At 70.4% G+C, this 16,337-nt stretch carries 15 protein-coding genes; 12 read left to right on the top strand and 3 right to left on the bottom strand.

Translation table 11 applies throughout. The features are described 5' to 3' along the window. Positions 1-92 precede the first annotated feature (92 nt). On the bottom strand, positions 93-3,107 hold the full coding sequence (locus tag V6R91_RS14420; protein ID WP_336395843.1) for a DUF7507 domain-containing protein: 3,015 nt from the start codon (positions 3,105-3,107) through the stop codon (positions 93-95). A 343-nt stretch (positions 3,108-3,450) separates the two neighbouring features. Beyond that, on the bottom strand, positions 3,451-4,098 hold the full coding sequence (locus V6R91_RS14415; protein WP_336395842.1) for a response regulator transcription factor: 648 nt from the start codon (positions 4,096-4,098) through the stop codon (positions 3,451-3,453). A gap of 206 nt (positions 4,099-4,304) precedes the next feature. Between V6R91_RS14415 and V6R91_RS14410 the strand changes: the two genes are divergently transcribed. Next, positions 4,305-4,988 carry a class I SAM-dependent methyltransferase gene (locus V6R91_RS14410; protein WP_336395841.1) on the top strand — a complete coding sequence of 228 codons (684 nt, stop codon included), beginning with the start codon at positions 4,305-4,307 and terminating at the stop codon, positions 4,986-4,988. 207 nt (positions 4,989-5,195) lie between these two features. Here V6R91_RS14410 and V6R91_RS14405 read toward each other — a convergent pair whose 3' ends face one another. Beyond that, positions 5,196-5,465, bottom strand: coding sequence for a hypothetical protein (locus V6R91_RS14405; RefSeq protein WP_336395840.1), 270 nt, complete (start codon positions 5,463-5,465; stop codon positions 5,196-5,198). 204 nt (positions 5,466-5,669) lie between these two features. Here V6R91_RS14405 and V6R91_RS14400 point away from each other — a divergent pair, with 204 nt between their 5' ends. The 11 genes from V6R91_RS14400 (at position 5,670) to V6R91_RS14350 (ending at position 16,336) form a co-directional block, all read left to right on the top strand. Next, on the top strand, positions 5,670-6,494 hold the full coding sequence (locus V6R91_RS14400) for a hypothetical protein (protein ID WP_336395839.1): 825 nt from the start codon (positions 5,670-5,672) through the stop codon (positions 6,492-6,494). Then, on the top strand, positions 6,491-7,117 hold the full coding sequence (locus tag V6R91_RS14395) for a hypothetical protein (protein WP_336395838.1): 627 nt from the start codon (positions 6,491-6,493) through the stop codon (positions 7,115-7,117). The genes V6R91_RS14400 and V6R91_RS14395 overlap by 4 nt, the downstream gene beginning before the upstream one ends. Beyond that, positions 7,114-7,791, top strand: a complete 678-nt coding sequence (locus V6R91_RS14390; protein ID WP_336395837.1) for an NfeD family protein — start codon at positions 7,114-7,116, stop codon at positions 7,789-7,791. Before V6R91_RS14395 ends, V6R91_RS14390 begins: the two co-directional genes overlap by 4 nt. A gap of 382 nt (positions 7,792-8,173) precedes the next feature. Continuing rightward, positions 8,174-8,662, top strand: coding sequence for a hypothetical protein (locus tag V6R91_RS14385; RefSeq protein WP_336395836.1), 489 nt, complete (start codon positions 8,174-8,176; stop codon positions 8,660-8,662). Positions 8,663-8,789: 127 nt separating this feature from the next. Continuing rightward, positions 8,790-9,818 carry a hypothetical protein gene (locus V6R91_RS14380; RefSeq protein ID WP_336395835.1) on the top strand — a complete coding sequence of 343 codons (1,029 nt, stop codon included), beginning with the start codon at positions 8,790-8,792 and terminating at the stop codon, positions 9,816-9,818. Positions 9,819-9,926: 108 nt separating this feature from the next. Beyond that, positions 9,927-10,685 (top strand): polysaccharide deacetylase family protein, encoded by a 759-nt coding sequence (locus tag V6R91_RS14375; protein ID WP_336395834.1) that lies wholly within the window; start codon positions 9,927-9,929, stop codon positions 10,683-10,685. Positions 10,686-10,728: 43 nt separating this feature from the next. Further along, positions 10,729-12,618, top strand: coding sequence for a hypothetical protein (locus V6R91_RS14370; protein ID WP_336395833.1), 1,890 nt, complete (start codon positions 10,729-10,731; stop codon positions 12,616-12,618). A 28-nt stretch (positions 12,619-12,646) separates the two neighbouring features. Then, positions 12,647-13,612 carry an acetylxylan esterase gene (locus tag V6R91_RS14365; RefSeq protein ID WP_336395832.1) on the top strand — a complete coding sequence of 322 codons (966 nt, stop codon included), beginning with the start codon at positions 12,647-12,649 and terminating at the stop codon, positions 13,610-13,612. Beyond that, positions 13,609-14,721 (top strand): Gfo/Idh/MocA family protein, encoded by a 1,113-nt coding sequence (locus V6R91_RS14360; RefSeq protein ID WP_336395831.1) that lies wholly within the window; start codon positions 13,609-13,611, stop codon positions 14,719-14,721. The genes V6R91_RS14365 and V6R91_RS14360 overlap by 4 nt, the downstream gene beginning before the upstream one ends. Then, positions 14,718-15,611 carry a PmoA family protein gene (locus V6R91_RS14355; RefSeq protein WP_336395830.1) on the top strand — a complete coding sequence of 298 codons (894 nt, stop codon included), beginning with the start codon at positions 14,718-14,720 and terminating at the stop codon, positions 15,609-15,611. Before V6R91_RS14360 ends, V6R91_RS14355 begins: the two co-directional genes overlap by 4 nt. Continuing rightward, positions 15,608-16,336, top strand: coding sequence for a cupin domain-containing protein (locus V6R91_RS14350; RefSeq protein ID WP_336395829.1), 729 nt, complete (start codon positions 15,608-15,610; stop codon positions 16,334-16,336). Before V6R91_RS14355 ends, V6R91_RS14350 begins: the two co-directional genes overlap by 4 nt. The last annotated feature ends 1 nt before the right edge of the window (position 16,337 follow it).

Here is a 16,337-nt window from a genome sequence, read left to right as displayed (position 1 = left end):
GCCGTGACTGACACCTCCGCGCGCCTCGGTGCTGCCGGTGTAGGTGCCGGAGCGGCCCCTCGCGGAAGGAGGACCGCTCCGGCACCGGCGCGCTAACTCGCCGCGGTGCGGCGGCGGAGCAGCAGCAGGATGGCGCCTCCTGCCAGCAGCAGCAGAGCAAAGGTCGAGATGCCCCAGGCCGGCTCGGCACCGGTCACTGCGAGCGAACCGACCCCGATCCGCTCGTCGTCCCCGGCCGTGACCGGATCCCCGACCAGCGGCACCCCGGTCACGGAGGCGTGGTTGTCCACGTGCCCGCGGCTGCGATCCGCGCCGGTCACGATGTAGGTCGCGGTCGCCGTCACCCGCTCGCCCGGGGCCAACGACCCGGTCTCACCCGGCCACGGGCCGTAGGCGATCGCGGACAGGCCCGGAAGCTTGTCCGCGATCTCGACGCCCGACAGGGTGGCGGCGCCGCGGTTGGTCACCACGAACGTGTAGGTGATCGTGTCTCCGCTCAGCTTCCCGGTCTTCACGATGCCGATCGCCGCGTGCTGCGGCAGCGGCGTGGTCACCTCGTCCTCGTCCTGCACGGTCCGCCCCTCGGGCGAGGTTCCGCGCACGAGTGCGTGGTTATCCACGCTCCCCGCGTCGACATCCGCCTGCGTCAGCGTGTAGATCGCCGTCGCCGTCACCGACTCACCCGGCGCGAGCACGCCCGCCTCGCCCGGCCACGCGTACACGATCTCCGACAGCCCGGCCAGCTCATCACTGATCGAGACGCCGGTGAGGGTCACGTTGCCCGTGTTGGAGGCGGTGAACCAGTACGTCACCGGATCTCCGGCGACCGAACCCGCACCCCGGTCGAGGCCGCTGGTCTTGCGCAGATCGATTCCGGGGCCGGGCACCACCGGAACGGTCACGTCGTCTTCGTCGGAGACGGGCGCGCCACTGGGCGGGTTCCCCGTCGCGGTCGCGGTGTTGTCGACGCCGCCGGCATCCACGTCGGCCTGCGTCAGTACGTACGTCGCCGTCGCCGTGGCGCGTTCGCCCGGCGCGAGCACGCCGGCCTCACCCGGCCACGCGTACGCGATCTCTGACAGCCCGGCCAGCGCGTCGTCGATCGCGACTCCCGACAGGGTGACGTTTCCGGTGTTGGTGACCGTGAACGCGTAGGTCACGACGTCCCCGGCCCCGCCGTCGCCGTCGAGCGCCCCGGTCTTGACCAGGTCGATCCTCGGCAGCTGCGGGAGCGGCACATCGTGCTCATCCTCGTCCTCGACCGTCTTGCCCGAGGGAGGGGTGCCCGCCACCGTCGCGGCGTTGTGCACCGTGCCCGCATCGATGTCGGCCTGGGTGAGCGCATAGGTCGCCGTCGCGGTGACGGACTGCCCGGGCGCGAGAACGCCCGTCGCCCCCGGCCACGCGTAGACGATCTCCGCCAGGCCCGCCAGCTCATCGCTGATCCACACGTTCGTGAGCGTCACGTTGCCGGTGTTGGTAGCGGTGAACGTGTACTCGACCCGCTCACCGGTCGCGACGGTCGCGCCCGCTTCCAGGCCGCCGGTCTTGATCATTTCAATCGCGGGTGCGGGATCGACGGGGATGATCTCGACGTCCTCATCCGTGACCGGGTCGCCCGCGGGCGGCGTACCTGTCGCCGTCGCGGTGTTCTCGACCAGGCCGGTGTTCACGTCGGCCTGGGTCAGGACGTAAGTCGCCCTCGCGGTGACCTGCTCCCCGGGCCGCAGCGTGCCCTCGGTGCCCGGCCAGGGGCCGTAGACGAGCGCAGACAGGCCGTCGAGCTTGTCCGTGACCGAGACCCCGGTCAGCGTGACGTTGCCGGTGTTGGTGACCGTGAAGGTGTACTCGACGGTGTCGCCGACCGCGCCGGTCGATCCCTGCGCGAGCGCGCCGGTCTTCACCAGCTCGATTTCCGGATCATCCGGCAGCGTCAGCTCGGCGGCGTCCTCGTCCGTGACCGGTGGGCCGGTCGGCGGGTTGCCGGACACGCTCGCCGAGTTCTGGACGACCCGGTTGTCACGGTCGGACTCGGCCACGTGGTACGTCGCCGTCGCCGTCACCGATTGTCCGGGCTCCAGCACTCCCGGCTCGCCCGGCCAGGTGTAGTCGAGGTCGGACAGGCCCGGCTTCGGGTCATCGATGGTGACGTCCGTGAGGGTCTGGTCGCCGGTGTTCGTCGCGGCGAAGGTGTACTCGACGGTGTCGCCGACCGCGCCGGTCGCTCCGTGCGCGAGCCTCGCGGTCTTCACGAGCTCGATCGCCGGTGACGGCGTGACGGCACAGTTCTCCTCGACCAGCGCCCGCAAGACGTCCGCCAGGTCTTCGAAGTTGGTGGACAGGTAGTCGCTTCCCTCGACCGAGCCGGAGATCTGCGACATGTGCTCGCGGAACTCGTCCATGTTCGTGATGTTGTCGGTCAGGCCGACGCCCACGACCCGCGTGCCCGAGGCCTTCAGCGCGTTCGCGGAGTCCACGGCCGCCGTGATCGTGGCGGCGTTCGTGGAGTTCCCCGGACCTTGAGCAGGACTGCTGTACTGGGTCGGGTTGCCGTCGGTGACGAACAGCAGCGCGTCGTAGGACTCGTCAGCCGCATCGACCGCCGCGAAGGCGCGATCCCAGTTCGTACCGCCCTGCGCCGATGCCGGGCGCTGGATGCCCTGCACCCAGTCGGTGACCGACGTGACCCCCGCGTCGTCGAGAGCCGTCAGTGGCAGCGGCGCGTTGATCCCACCGCCGGTTGCCGGCGCATTGGACGCGAAGTTGTGCAGCGCCACCCGCACCGGGTACTCGCTCAATGCCTGAGCCAGCTCGGTCACGCCGTCGCGCATTTGCTGCAACTGCGTGTCATCCACCGAGTTGGACAGATCCAGGCTCAGCGCCAGGTCCAGTTCGCACTGCCCGGGCATCGGCGGGTTCGGCGCCGGCGGAGTCGACGACTCCACCGCGTACGCGGCCCCCGAGACCCCGACCGTCAGCAGCGAGATCGCGGCGACCGCAGCGAGAGACCTCGTACCCCGGATGCCGACTCTGCGCCGTCTCCGATCGATCGCCACCCCCTCAGTGCGATCCGAGCCGCGAAGGCTCCATCCATTCCTGTCGTGCACGTGATTCCTCTCGCATGATCATGAGGCTCCTCGGAGCCTCATGACGTCGATCGCCACGAGGGACGTGCGCGCATCACGGGCGTGATGACACAGGGTCGCTCGGACGCCGCGCGCCGAACGACCGACGATGCGTGACACCGCCCGGTCGTATCGGCGGGAACGTCACGCAGCCTCCCTCGGCTCGAGCCAATCGCGCACACACGAGACCCGGTTGTTCGCGGATCGAAAATGACCACTCCGCGCGGTCAGCCGATCTCGAATTGACAACCGGTGGTGGTCGCTCGCCCGGCGTGCCTCGTGACGGTTCACGGAGTGCCCCGACCTGGGAGCGGCGGGATGTACGTCATCCGAACGACATGAGGTACCCATCGGACGCGGCAGCCCTGATGAGCTCCTCGCGAGTCCGGACCGGGCGGTTCACGGCCGCGTACTTCTCCCTCACCCGCTGAAGGTACTTCTTCACGGTGCCGGGTTTGACGCCGATCGAGCGCGCCACGGAATCGATCGACAGACCCGACGCGAAGAGAACGAGCGCGCGTTCCTCCTGATCGCTGAGCCTCGGCTGGTTCGGGTCCTGCACGATCAGAACGGCGAGGTCCGGAGACACCCAGACCTCTCCGGCGAGCACCGCGCGCAGCGCGGCGAGGATGCTCGTCTCACTGTCCCGCTTGCCGACGACGCCACTCGCTCCAGCCCGGATCAGTTGTCTGGCCAACGGCGGGGACGCCAACCCGGAGAACAGGACGACCTTCATTCCGGAAGCCACCAGACGCTTCACGAGCTCCGGGCTCGCGTTCGGGCCACGCTCCACCATGAGGTCGAGCAGGAGGAGAGCCGGTCGGGAGAACGGCGGCTGCTCCCCCACCCAGCTCACGAACGACGGCAGGTCTTCACCGTCGTACGCGACGGTCATGTCCGACTGCGCATTGATCAACGCCGTCGCGTACTTGCGCTGAAGCAGATGGTCCTCGACAACAGCAACACGAAACATGGGCTCCCCTAGCCGCGACCGCATCGGTCCCAACCGACGGCCGCATCCCCGAAAAGTCTCCTTGCCGCGAGAACTCATCCGCGCGGAGACACCGAGCTTCCAGCATAGGAAGGACCTGGCCGCGGGACAGGGCGCCCGGCAGCGCCGCCGGGGGCAAGCTGCCTCGCACAAGGCTCCCCCGAAGACGGCGTGCGACACTGGCCAGCATGCAGGTGAGGAATGCGCTGCGTACCGGAGTCGGAGCCCGGGCCGCCGCCGCCATGCGCACCCTGAACGCCCGACACCCGTGGAGTCACAACGACGCCTTCCATCCATGGATCGAAAGCCGCCTCCCCCCGGGACGGAACGAGGCGCTGGACGTCGGCTGCGGCCGAGGCGAGCTCCTCGCGCTGCTGGGCGGGCGTTTCACCGCGGCACACGGCATCGACGTCGACCCCGCCATGCGCCAGGCGAGCGCTGCGCGCTGCGCGGGTCTTCCGAAGGTCACCGTGGACGAGACCCCTTTGGAAGGCGTGCCCGCAGGCAAGGACGTGGTCACGATGATCGCGGTGCTGCATCACCTCGACCTCGTCCCGGCGCTCCGGCAGGTCTCTCGGATCCTGAAGCCCGGCGGGCGCTTCCTCTGCGTCGGGCTGGCCCGGCCCGATTCCGTCGTCGACCAGGCCTGGGACGTGGCCTCGATGCTCACGAACCCGGTGATCGGGTTCGTGAAGCACCCCTGGGTGGCGCAGCAGCCCGCCTCGGCGATTCCGCCGTTCCCCGTCCGGGATCCGGAGTACACCATCGCCCAGATCCGCACCGCCCTGCGGCAGACGATGCCGGGAGCAATGCTCCGTCGGCAGCTCGGTTTCCGTCACACCGTCGAGTGGACGAAGCCGGTGGTCCCCTGACGGGCGCCGCAGGTCACTCGATGAGGGATCTCCACCGCGTTCCGCCAACCTTCTCTGCATCGGGCGCCGTTCGCCCGATGCACCGTCGCGGGTGTCCCCGTCGTGGTCGCCTCTCCGAGCGCGGCGCTCGGCATGTCGCGAGCCGCAAGCGTGAGGTGTTCGTGAAACGGGACGCCACCGCGTTTCCGTCAGCGGTAGAGGCTTCCGTCAGGAGAACATCTGGCTGAGCACCGTCAGGTCTCCGGAATCCAACTCGTTCTGAATCTGATCGATGACGACGGGGTCACGGAACATGGCCTTCAGTTCGTCGTTCCATATGCCGCGCATGGAGTCGACGTCGCCCGTATCGGCGGCACGGCCCATCGCCTCGATGGCCTCCTGATACGGAATCTGCGGGAAGCCTTCACCCGCGTCGTCGGGGTTCAGGAGTTCCCCGAATCTGCTCCACGAGCAGAGGCGACAGTGCGGAAACACCACAGTGGGAGTGGTCGTCAGAGCGGTCGTCTGAGCCGATCCGCCCGTCGTGAGCTGTGATCGGGAGAGCGCCCGATGAGACACTGTCGAGGAAGAGAGGGGCGTCACCGGTGTCCGTCGAGGCGGCACCTGCCGCTCCCGAACACCACGCGATCCACCGTCGACTCGCCGCCGTGGCACTCCTGGACGATGAGGGAGAGAGCCGCGATGCAGACCACGCCAGGTTCCTACGCCGAGATCTGGGAGCGCGTGATCGCCGGACGGGCGCCCGGCGTCCAGCGCCCTTCTTCCGTGCCTCGGCCGGAATCGGTCGACGAGGTCGCCGCGTGGGCGGGCAGCGAGGACTTCCGCCGCACTGTGCTCGTCACGGCACCGGTCTTCTGGGTGCTGCTGCCGCTGGCGGCGCTCGGCTTCCTCATCCAGCAGACGGTCACGGACCCGACGGGCCAGGGGTGGAACAAGTCCTTCTTCGGCGAGACTGTGGAGGTCTGGCCGGCATGGTTCCTCTGGCTCGTCTGGATCGCGGTGGGTGTCTGGCTGCTCGTGGCGGTCTGCGTGCTGGCGCTGCGGCTGGGCGCATGGAGACGGTTGGACAGCGAGAACCAGTGGATCTACGAGCACGGCATCGCACACTCGATCCACCCGGCATCGGTGAGCTACGACGACGGCGAGGGTGGAACCTGGGCGACCCACATCGCGCTGGATCACCGGCTGGGCTACAGACAAGCCGCCCGGATCCACGAGGCGTTCGAGCAGTGGCTCGCCGGCACGGGCACGCCGCCCTCCGGTTCAGGGCCGATCTCCTCGGAGACGCTGTTCGGCCCGCAGGCGAAGGGTGGCTACTACTTCCTGCACCTGCCGGTGTCCCAGACCGGGGGCGAGTCGGCGGAGCACCAGTGGGTGCTCATCACGGAGTCCCCTGCCCGCGACGGCGAGGCGCGCGACGTGATCGTCACGCCGGTGCCGGTGCCGAAGAAGCGGGAGAAGATCCGGTCGACGCTGCGCCGGAGAGCCGAGAGGCGCGGGCGATGAACGTGATGAAGCAGCTCTCCCTCATCGGCCTGATCGCGACCGACGAGCAGACCCGGGAGTGGATGGCCGCGGCGCGTACTCCGGAGACCCGGGCGCGCATCCGATTCTGGTCGAAGATCGAGACCCTCGGCATGCTCATGACGCTGGTGGGCATCGCGCTGCTCTGCCTGGCCCCGTTCGCCTCGATCGCGGTCGCGATCTGGTCGAGCGTGAGCGACGTCGACCAACCCTGGCTGCACTGGTGGATCTGGGGCGTCACACTCGGAGTGCTCGCGAGCGGGACGGCGGCGAGCCTGGTCGCCACCTCGCGACGGCAGCGGGCCTGCTTCGCCGACGGCCAAGAAGCGACGGGCACCGTGGATCGAGCGATCGAGCATCCCGGCAGCGGCGATGACGCGACCTGGTGGGACCTGCGGATCAGCGCGGAGCTGTCCGACGGCACGACGCTGCGTCGACGGCTGCACCTCGACGGCGAACGACACGACCGCCGCGTGGGCGGCCCGATCAGGTTCCGCCACAACACGCTCGATCCGGAGGCGTTCGACGACGTGCAGCTGGTCGGCTGGACGGACGACGGCGCGGAGAGCAGAAAACGCAGCATCGGAGAGGGGTCCCCGTCATGAGCCTCGTCGACCCGGAATCCCGCTGGTGGAACCGAGACTCCACGCGCCGGATCCTCGCCTCTGTCTTGTTCGGGCTCTCGTTCGTGACGGCAGCGGTGAGCATGGCGCACGTGATGGCCGGAGAAGCCTCCGTGCTGCCCGAGTGGTTCGTGTTCCTGGTGATCCCGCCGCTGCCGCTGCTCCTGGGCGGTTCGTTCCTCATCGCTTTCGGCACTCCGGACGAGATGGATTCACGGTACGTCGTCTGGCCGCTGGCGGGCCTGTTCATCGCCATGGGCGTCGGAGCCGTCTTCGGCGGCGCAGTGTCACCCGGTGGTCTGGAATGGTGGCATCTCCAGTTCGTCGCCTTTGCCGTCGCCGGCATCGTCGCGATCATCGTGTCGATCCCGCTGCGCAGACGCGCCCAGCGCAATGAGGCTCTACAGCAGAGAGTCGCACGCTCGGGCGTCACCACCACCGGTGTCGTCACGCGAGCCCGTGGCTATTCGATGAACTATCAGCGGGTCACGAAGGTCACCGTGAAGTTCACCGACCAACAGGGCAACAGCCGCTGGGCCAGCGACACCATCGCCGGCGAGGCAACGACGGGACAGCGGATGCAGGTGCGATACCTGCCTGATCGACTCCGATACCGAGCTGCGGTGAGCATCAGCCGGACCGGGAGCCGGCTGTGAGAGCCGGGATGCAGAAGTCCTGCCGGGTGAGCGTCCCCTCCACTCGGGTCCCGCGACCGAGAAGCCCGCAGGCGGGGGTTCCGCATCGAGTACAGAACGAAGGGCGGCCTCCGACAGGTCACGACCGGCGACCGCGGCTCGTCGCCTGGCCGTCGTGGATGGGTTAGGAGGATCGATCATGGCTGAAACTCCTTCTCCTCGGCGTCCGATCCGCGCGGCGCTCCAGCGGATCGGTCGTACGATCCGGGAGTACGCGCCACCGCCGGAGCCGCGACCCCACCCCACGCGCGCCGAGCTCCAGAGTGGGCGCAGTGCCGTCGGAGTGATCATCTCTGCGCGGTCGGACGAGCCCCCCGAAGGCGGATACTTCGACGATGACCTGGTGATCGAGATACAGGCAGAGGGACCCGACGGGACCGTGACGCTGCTGCGGACCGTGCCCTCCCCGCTGCTCGGCGCGGGCGCGGGGCGCAAGCTCGTCGGACGCGAAGTGCTCGTGCGCCACACGACGCTCGATGCGTCCCTCGCCGACGATGTGCTCGTGGAGCAATGGCCGAATGAGATTGCAGCTTTGAAACCGGCCCGTCCTCGGGGGCGAGGAGCGTCCGCGTATCGCGTGTGGTCGTTTCTCTGGGGGCTCGGCTTCGTGATCGGCAGCGGCGGGATCCTGCTCCTGATGGCGTCGCTGTGCAGCCTCGTCGGTGAGCTGATCTTCGGGACGGAGACGGTCGGCGGCCTTCCTGCCTGGCTGCAGCCCGTCGTGGTGTTCGCGGCGAGCGTCGTCGCGGTGCCGATGGGGTTCTGGGTCTACGTGGCCTGCGGACACCGTGCGGATCAGGTGCGCTCGAAGATCGAAGGAGAGGCATCATGACTCGCCCCTGGCCCGGCAACCCCGACTCGGCATGGGCCGCCGTCGAGGACACGCCAAGACGCAGCGGCTCTCCGACCGGCCCGCCTCGGTCCCGCGCATAAACGACCTCAGCGCGCGTCTGCGGAGGATGAGCGGTCTCACGAACCGCGTGTCCGGGGTCGCGCTGCTGATCGGATCAGCTGTGCTCGCTTCCTTCGCGCCGTCTTTCGTCGATACCGCATCGTCGCAGCTGACATCCGAGCACTTCACGTGGACGATGATCCCCGTCCTGGCGCTGATCCCCGCAGGATTCGCAGCGATGGTCTGGATGGGTCTGCTCCTGCTCCTGTACCCGCGACACGCGTGGGGGCCTGCCGCGTGGGTGGCTGGGCACGCGATGCTGTGCGAGGCGCATCCGTACCGGTTGCGGCTACGGAAGCACCCGTCGGACGCCGCGGTCGCGACCATCCTCCTCGGCGGGGGCGGCATCGACGGCGACCACGTGCGGATCGGCGGTGAGCAGGCCGTCAGGATCGTCAGAGCATGCGGGCAGTGGGCGACCCAGCTCGAGAAGGACCCCACTGCCTACACGGAGTTCTGGCGGCGCTGGAGGCGCGAGGACCCCGAGGTGCTCCCGACCGAGTTGCAGTTCGGACCAGACGGTGTCGGCGGATTCGTCACGTGCGTCGACCGACACCACCGCTGGTTCCTCGTGATCCCGCACCGTCGCAAGGCACGACCCGAGAATCCCTGCCACCACGCGCACGCGCTCCCCGTGTGGTGGACGACCGAGCAGGCCGCGCGGGTCTTCACCGCGTTCCGGATCTGGCTGGGACGACTGCACGAGGACCGTGAGGCGATGCAGGAGACGCGAGGCCTGTACCGGCGCCCGCAGGGAGCGACGGTGTTCACGTCCGAGGAGATCTTCGGGTCCGGGGCCGCGGGTGGCTACCTGGTTCGTCGTCCGAACCTGCCGGCCGACGGGTGGGCCGTACTGAGGCCGCGCAGACCCGCGAAGCTCGGGATTGACCCCAGCGCGATCGCCGGCGCTGGGAGGTCTCCCCCGCTACCGGGCAAGACCGTTCCGAGGATACAGATCAGCCTCCGTCCGCCCGGCGCGGAAACCGGTCGCGGTCCTCGAACGACGATTCACCGACCCCGTGTGGACTTAATCTAAAGATTTGAAATAGAGTGGGGATCCCGAACACGTCGCGAGAGGCGAGCAGGTGTCATCCACACGCGCAGGACGGACCCGACCGCGAGACGGTCTTTTGGAGCCATGCCGATGACCGGCCTCCTCTCGCTCACTTTCGACGACCGGCACCTTCGCTCGTGGGTCGACGCACTGCCCGCCTTCGACGCGGCCGGCGCCCGCGTCACCTTCTTCATCGTCGAGGCGGATCTCCTCGACGCCGACGAACGCGCTGCCATCCGCACGCTCCTCGACGCCGGCCATGGGATCGGGAGCCACGGCCTTCGCCACAGGAACGCGGACGCTGAAATCGCCGCGCGCGGCGCTGCGGCCTATCTCGCCGAGGAGATCGACCCCAGCATCGACGCGCTCTGCGCGCTCGGCGGTTATCCTTCCGTTTTCGCCTATCCGAACTCCCGCCGCGACGACGCCAGCGACGCCGCACTCCTCACGCGTTTCTCCCGCCTGCGCGGCGGTGGGCCACGCACTCTCGACCCAGATGCCGCACGGGGCGCGATCGTGCCGGCCGACTCCCCCCAGACGACGCATCCCGCACGCGGAATCGACACCGGGCGCGGGGCAGAGGCTCATCTAGCGGACGAGGCGGTGCTGGACACCCTGCTGCACGACTTGGCCGACGGCGACGGGTCTCTGATCCTGTACGCCCATGACATCGCCGCGCGCGGACCCGGCAACCACATCCACCCCGACCGCCTCGCCGCCATCCTCGCGCGTGCTCACAACCTCGGTCTACGGATGGTCCCGATGCAAGAGATCGCCTCGGAACCCACGGCATCCCGACCCGCGCGGACGCGTCCACCACACCGCTCGCCGCTCACGCACGCTCCCTGATCGCACACACTACGACCCCGCTCCCTCCGAACGAAGGATGATCGTGACCCCCGACATGCTGGCCCTCGACGCCGCCCGCCGCAGCGGAGACGCCTCCTACGACCCGGCCCGCGGACTGCTGCTCATCCCCACGAAACCCAACCCGATCCACACCCGGATCGTCAGCGGCTCCGCGCACGGCATCCGCGAGAGCCTCGCGTACGCGCTCGCCCTGCTGGAGCTGGACGGGATCGGCGACCACACGGTCGACGGAGAGTCCCGGCGCGCTCGGGCGGCGCGAACACTGGACGCGGTCGCCGACCTGCAGGATACCGATCCCGACAGCCCGACGTTCGGGATCTGGGCGTACTGGGCCGAGGAGCCGCTCGCCGAGATGGTGCCGCCGGACCACAACTGGGCCGACTTCATGGGCGAGCTCCTCGCTCTCATCCTGTTCCGGCGCGCGGATGCGCTCGGCGACGAGCTCGTCGAGCGCATCCGCACCGCCCTCGCCCGGGCCGCCGCCGCGATCGTCCGCCGCAACGTGGACCTGGACTACACGAACATCGCCGTCAAGGGCGCCTTCGTCACCCTCGCCGCCGGGTCTCTGCTCTACGACGCCGCCCTGACGGCGTACGGGACCGAGCGCCTCGCCCGGTTGCACGACCGTCTCATGAGGCAACGCAGCATCGCCGAGTACAATTCGCCGTCATACTGGCACGTCGTCATCCAGGCGTTCTCGGCGATCCGCCAGTACCTGCCGGAGCACGCCGTGGCGGCGGCGGAGCTGGAACGCGTCGCCTGGGAGCACTTCCTCGCCCGCTGGCACCCGCCGACCGGTCAGCTGTCGGGACCGATGGCGCGCTGCTACGAGACGAACCTGCGCGAGCGGCCGGGGCCGTTGCTGGTCGTCCAGCGCGTCGCCCCGGAGTCGTGGACCCTCTTCGATCCGTCCACCCTTCCGCCGAGCGTGCACCTGTCGCAGGATGCCGTGCTCGACTACCGGATCCCCGCCGACCTGCGTCCGCTGCTGGATCGCGACGCCGAGCCGTTCGTGCGCGAGACCTTCGCGGACACGCACTTCATCCCCGGCCAGGTCGCCGGAGTCTCGGCGGCAGCCGCCGAGGGCTTCCCGCCCGTCGTCGTCCCGACCGCCGGGGCGACCTGGCGCGGGGCGACGGCCACCCTCGGCACCGTCAACCACGGCGACACCTGGCTGCAGCGGCGGCCGCTCCTCGGCTACTGGGTCGAGCAGGACGACGACCCGACGGATCCCGCCCAGCGCGCCCGCTTCATCGAGGTCGAGGTCATCCGCGACGGGCACGGCTTCGCCGGCGGGTCGTTCCGCGCCGCGCAGCAGGGCGGAGACGTCCTGTGGTCTCTCGGGCTGGCGACGCCCTCCGGCGACGCCCACATCCACCTGGACGCGATCGCCAGCGGTGCCGCGGTGGCGACCACCGAGCTCGCCGTGCGCTTCACGCTCGCCGGCACCGAGCTCGCCGAGGTGAGGGTCGACGGCGAGCCTGCCGCCCCGGGCACCGAGCACCCCGATGTCCGGCGCCTGTCGGTACGCAGCCCGGCCGTCGCGATCGACTGGGAGCTCGCCCTCGCCGCGTTCGACGGCGCGGACCGGCCGGCGTCCGTGCGGATCGACGCGGACCGGGTGGTGATCGAGATCTGCTGGATCCGCGGCGAGCGCCCTCTGCCCCTCGTGATCGCGCAGCTCGGCGCCACGACGGTCGCCGGCCGCCTGCGGATGCGGGACGCCGCCGACGCCGCCGAGCTGGACGACGACGCCGTGCTCACCACGGACGAGACCGACGGCGTGATCCGTCTCGCCCACACGGGCGGCGACCGCACCCCGCTCGTGCTCATCGCCCCGACGACGCCCGGCTCGCGCCTCGACCACGCCCTCGTTCCCGCTCAGGCCGACGCACCGGCCCCCGTCCGCTGACCGCGCACCGATTCAGACAAGGAATCCCATGGCACAGTTCGATCTCCCCCTCGCCCAGCTCGAGACCTACCGACCTGAGCGCGAGGAGCCCGCCGACTTCGACGCCTTCTGGCAGGAGACCCGGGATCTCTCCCGCGGTCACGGCGACGCCGAGTTCGTCCGGATCGAGACGCGCATGCCGCACCTCGTGGTCGAGGATGTGACCTTCCCCGGTTTCGCGGGGCACCCGATCAAGGGCTGGATGCTGCGCCACCCGGACGCCCCGGTGCGCGGCACCGTCGTGCAGTTCATCGGCTACAACGGCGGCCGCGGCGTGCCGGAGCAGTGGACGCTGCTGCCGAGCGCCGGCTACGCCCACTTCATCATGGACAGCCGCGGTCAGGGGTCGGCGGGCAACGCGGGCGCGACGACGGATCCGATCGGCAGCGGCCCGCAGCACGTCGGTCGGCTCACCAGCGGCATCACCGACCCGCGCGATTACTACTACCGCCGGCTCTTCGCCGACGCCGTGGGCGCCGTGGCGGCCGCTCGCAGCCACCCCGCCGTCGACCCGGCGAAGGTCGTGGTCGCCGGTGGCAGCCAGGGCGGCGGGATCGCCCTCGCGGCCGCGGGACTGTGCGACGGGCTCGCCGGGGTGATGGCCGACGTGCCGTTCCTCAGCCATTTCCGCCGCGCAGTGCAGATCACCGATGCGCTGCCGTACCTCGAGCTCGCCACCTACCTGCAGTCGCGGCGGGGCGAGGAGGACGACGTGTTCCGAACCCTGTCGTACTTCGACGGCGTGAACTTCGCCGCGCGCGCTAGCGCCCCCGCCCTGTTCTCCGTCGCCCTGCGCGACGCGGTCTGCCCGCCGTCCACGGTGTACGCCGCGTACAACGCCTACGCGGGCACCGACAAGGAGATGGCCGTGTACCCGTACAACGGCCATGAGGGCGGCCAGTGGGTGCAGACCCGCCGTCACCTCGACTTCCTGGAACGGGTGCTGGGCTCGTGACCGGCATCGATCCGGACCGGCCGGTCCGCGCTGTCCTCGTCGGGGCGGGGCACATCGCCGATGCCGTGCACATGGCAGCGATCACCGAGCTCGGACCCGACGAGATCGTCGTTGACGCCGTCGTCGAGGTCGACGAGGCCCGCGGTGCGGAGTTCGCCGCGAAGTGGGGGGTCCCGTTCTCCACGGCCTCCCTGACGGAGGCGCTCACGCGCCGCCCCGACCTCGTCATCCTCTGCACTCCGCCGACGGTGCACCGCGACCAGGTCGCGCGGTGCCTCGCCGCGGGCGTCACCGTGTGGTGCGAGAAGCCGCCCGCCCTGAGCCTCGCCGAGTACGACGACATGACCTCCGGGGAACGCGAGGGCGGCCCCTGGGCGCCGATCGTGTTCCAGCAGCGCTTCGGGTCCGGTTCTCGGCACGCCAGGGACCTGCTCCGCTCCGGTGCGCTGGGGCGCCCGCTGCTCGCCCAGTGCCAGACCACCTGGTTCCGCGACGACGCCTACTTCGCGGCGCCGTGGCGGGGGTCCTTCTCCGGCGACGGCGGACCGGTCATGGCCCTCGGCATCCATCAGATCGATCTGATGCTCGATCTGCTCGGCACGGAATGGGCGGAGGTGTCGGCCCAGGTCGTCCGCCGCGCGCGCGACATCGAGACGGACGACGTCGCGGTGGCCTGGGTGCGCTTCGACGACGGCACGCTCGCGACGATCGCGAACACGCCGCTCGGTGCAGCGCAGCAGAGCCGGATACGGATCGACGCGGAGCGCGCGACCGTCGAGCTGAGTCACCTGTACGGCCACGGCAACGACGACTGGACGTACACGCCGGCGCCCGACGTCGACGCGGAGGAGGCCGCCGGATGGACCAATCCGCTCCCCGACGAGCACAGCACCCACACCCCGCAGCTGCGTGCGGTGCTCGCGGATCTGCGCGCGGGGCGGCGACCGGCGGCCACGGGCGAGGACGGGCGCCGCGCGCTCGAGCTCGTCACGGCGCTGTACAAGTCCGCGCTGACCGGCCGGACAGTCGCGCGCGGCAGCATCCGCCAGGGCGATCCATTCCACGCGGCGCTCGACGGCGGCCGGCCCGTCCCGGAGCGGCGCTCGTGAGCGGGGTGCTCCCGGGCCTGCGCCCGACCGACCGCGGATGGGCCGTCGTGCACGACGGCGTCGAGATCGCGCACTACGCGACCACGCCGGATCCCGCGCCGTTCGAGGGGCCCAAGCCGTATCTGCACCCGCTGCGGACCCTGGCCGGAGACGTCGTCACGAACCACCGCCCGCACGACCACCGCTGGCACAAGGGTCTGCAGCTCACCTGCACGGACCTGTCCGGCGCCAACCTCTGGGGCGGGAACACGTGGGTGCAAGGCGAGGGCTACGTCCCGCTCGACAACGTCGGGCGGATGGACGCGGACGGCCCCGTCGCCGCCGCCGACGGGGCCCTCTCCCATCGGCTCGTGTGGCGCACCGCCCGCGGGGACGACCTGGTGCGGGAGGAGCGTCGCCTCGCCTTCCGCGCGCACGACGGCGTGACCTGGTCGCTGGAGTGGCGGAGCACCCTCACCGCTCTCACTCCCGAGCCGTTGTCCTTCGGCAGCCCGGCCACACGAGGACTGCCGGGCTCCGGCTACAGCGGTCTGATGTGGCGAGGGCCGCGCAGCTTCAGCGGCGGGCGCGTGCTCCTGCCGAGCGGGGAGACGCCCGAGGAGGACGCCCGCGGCGCGGAGGCCGCCTGGCTCGCGTTCGTCGGCGCCCACGACGGCGTCGACCGTTCCTCGACCCTCGTGTTCGAGCCGATCCTCACCCCCGAACGCATCGCCACCCGCTGGTTCGTCCGCTCGGCCGAGTTCGCGATCGTGAACCCGTCGTGGGCGTTCACCGAGCCGTTCCCGCTCGCCCCAGGAGAGAGCATCGACATCGCCCATCGGGTGACGGTCGCGGACGGCGCCTGGGATGTCGAGGACGTGGAGAGACACCGCGTCGAGGCCGCCCGATGACGACGTCGCAGGCGGGACGAGGGCTGTTCCCGGGAGCCGTCGGCGTCTCCCTGCTGCGCGTCTACACCGATGCCGCCCCGGACGGTGCGCACGGGGGCAGCCCGCACCTGCACACCGTGTGCACCGAGGGGTATCTGGTCACCGGCGGGCGAGGACGCGTGCAGACGCTCACCCTCGCCGACGGGTTCCGCGAGACCGCGCTCGCCCCGGGTGCGCTGCTCTGGTTCGGGCCGGGCACGATCCACCGTCTCGTCAACGACGGCGATCTCGAGCTCGTGGTGCTCATGCAGAACTCCGGGCTGCCGGAGGCCGGCGACGCCGTGCTCACCTTTCCCGACGAGGATCTGCGCGCCCGCGTCGCGTACGACGCCGCCGCGCGCGTGACGGGCGCGGACGACGCTGCTCGGCTCGCCGCGGTCCGTCGTCGTCGTGACCGCGCGGTCACCGGCTTCCTCGCGCTGCGCTGGGCCTCGGAGGCCGGCGATCCCGGACCGTTGCACGCCTTCCACGCCCGGGCCGCAGCCCTCGTGGCGGACCGCACGGATGCCTGGCGCGAGCGCTGGCGCGCCGGCGCGTGGAGCGCGACCGCGGCCACCGACGTCCAGCTCTCCGCGATCGCCGCCGGGGACGTCACGCACTTCGCGGAGGCCGGGATCCACGGTGCCGAGCCCGATGGCCGGCTCGGCATGTGCGGCTGGCTGCGCGCCTTCCCGTCCGGCCGCTGAG

The sequence above is a fragment of the Microbacterium sp. CCNWLW41 genome (assembly GCF_037083505.1).
Note: the sequence above shows the minus strand (reverse complement) of the source record. Positions and strands in the feature narration are given on the sequence as shown.

Bases quoted from the DNA above. Each gene is read 5' to 3' on its own strand.
- V6R91_RS14415 (WP_336395842.1), bottom strand. From the start codon at position 4,098: ATGTTTCGTGTTGCTGTTGTCGAGGACCATCTGCTTCAGCGCAAGTAC.
- V6R91_RS14410 (WP_336395841.1), top strand. From the start codon at position 4,305: ATGCAGGTGAGGAATGCGCTGCGTACCGGAGTCGGAGCCCGGGCCGCC.
- V6R91_RS14400 (WP_336395839.1), top strand. From the start codon at position 5,670: ATGCAGACCACGCCAGGTTCCTACGCCGAGATCTGGGAGCGCGTGATC.
- V6R91_RS14395 (WP_336395838.1), top strand. From the start codon at position 6,491: ATGAACGTGATGAAGCAGCTCTCCCTCATCGGCCTGATCGCGACCGAC.
- V6R91_RS14390 (WP_336395837.1), top strand. From the start codon at position 7,114: ATGAGCCTCGTCGACCCGGAATCCCGCTGGTGGAACCGAGACTCCACG.
- V6R91_RS14380 (WP_336395835.1), top strand. From the start codon at position 8,790: ATGAGCGGTCTCACGAACCGCGTGTCCGGGGTCGCGCTGCTGATCGGA.
- V6R91_RS14375 (WP_336395834.1), top strand. From the start codon at position 9,927: ATGACCGGCCTCCTCTCGCTCACTTTCGACGACCGGCACCTTCGCTCG.
- V6R91_RS14365 (WP_336395832.1), top strand. From the start codon at position 12,647: ATGGCACAGTTCGATCTCCCCCTCGCCCAGCTCGAGACCTACCGACCT.
- V6R91_RS14350 (WP_336395829.1), top strand. From the start codon at position 15,608: ATGACGACGTCGCAGGCGGGACGAGGGCTGTTCCCGGGAGCCGTCGGC.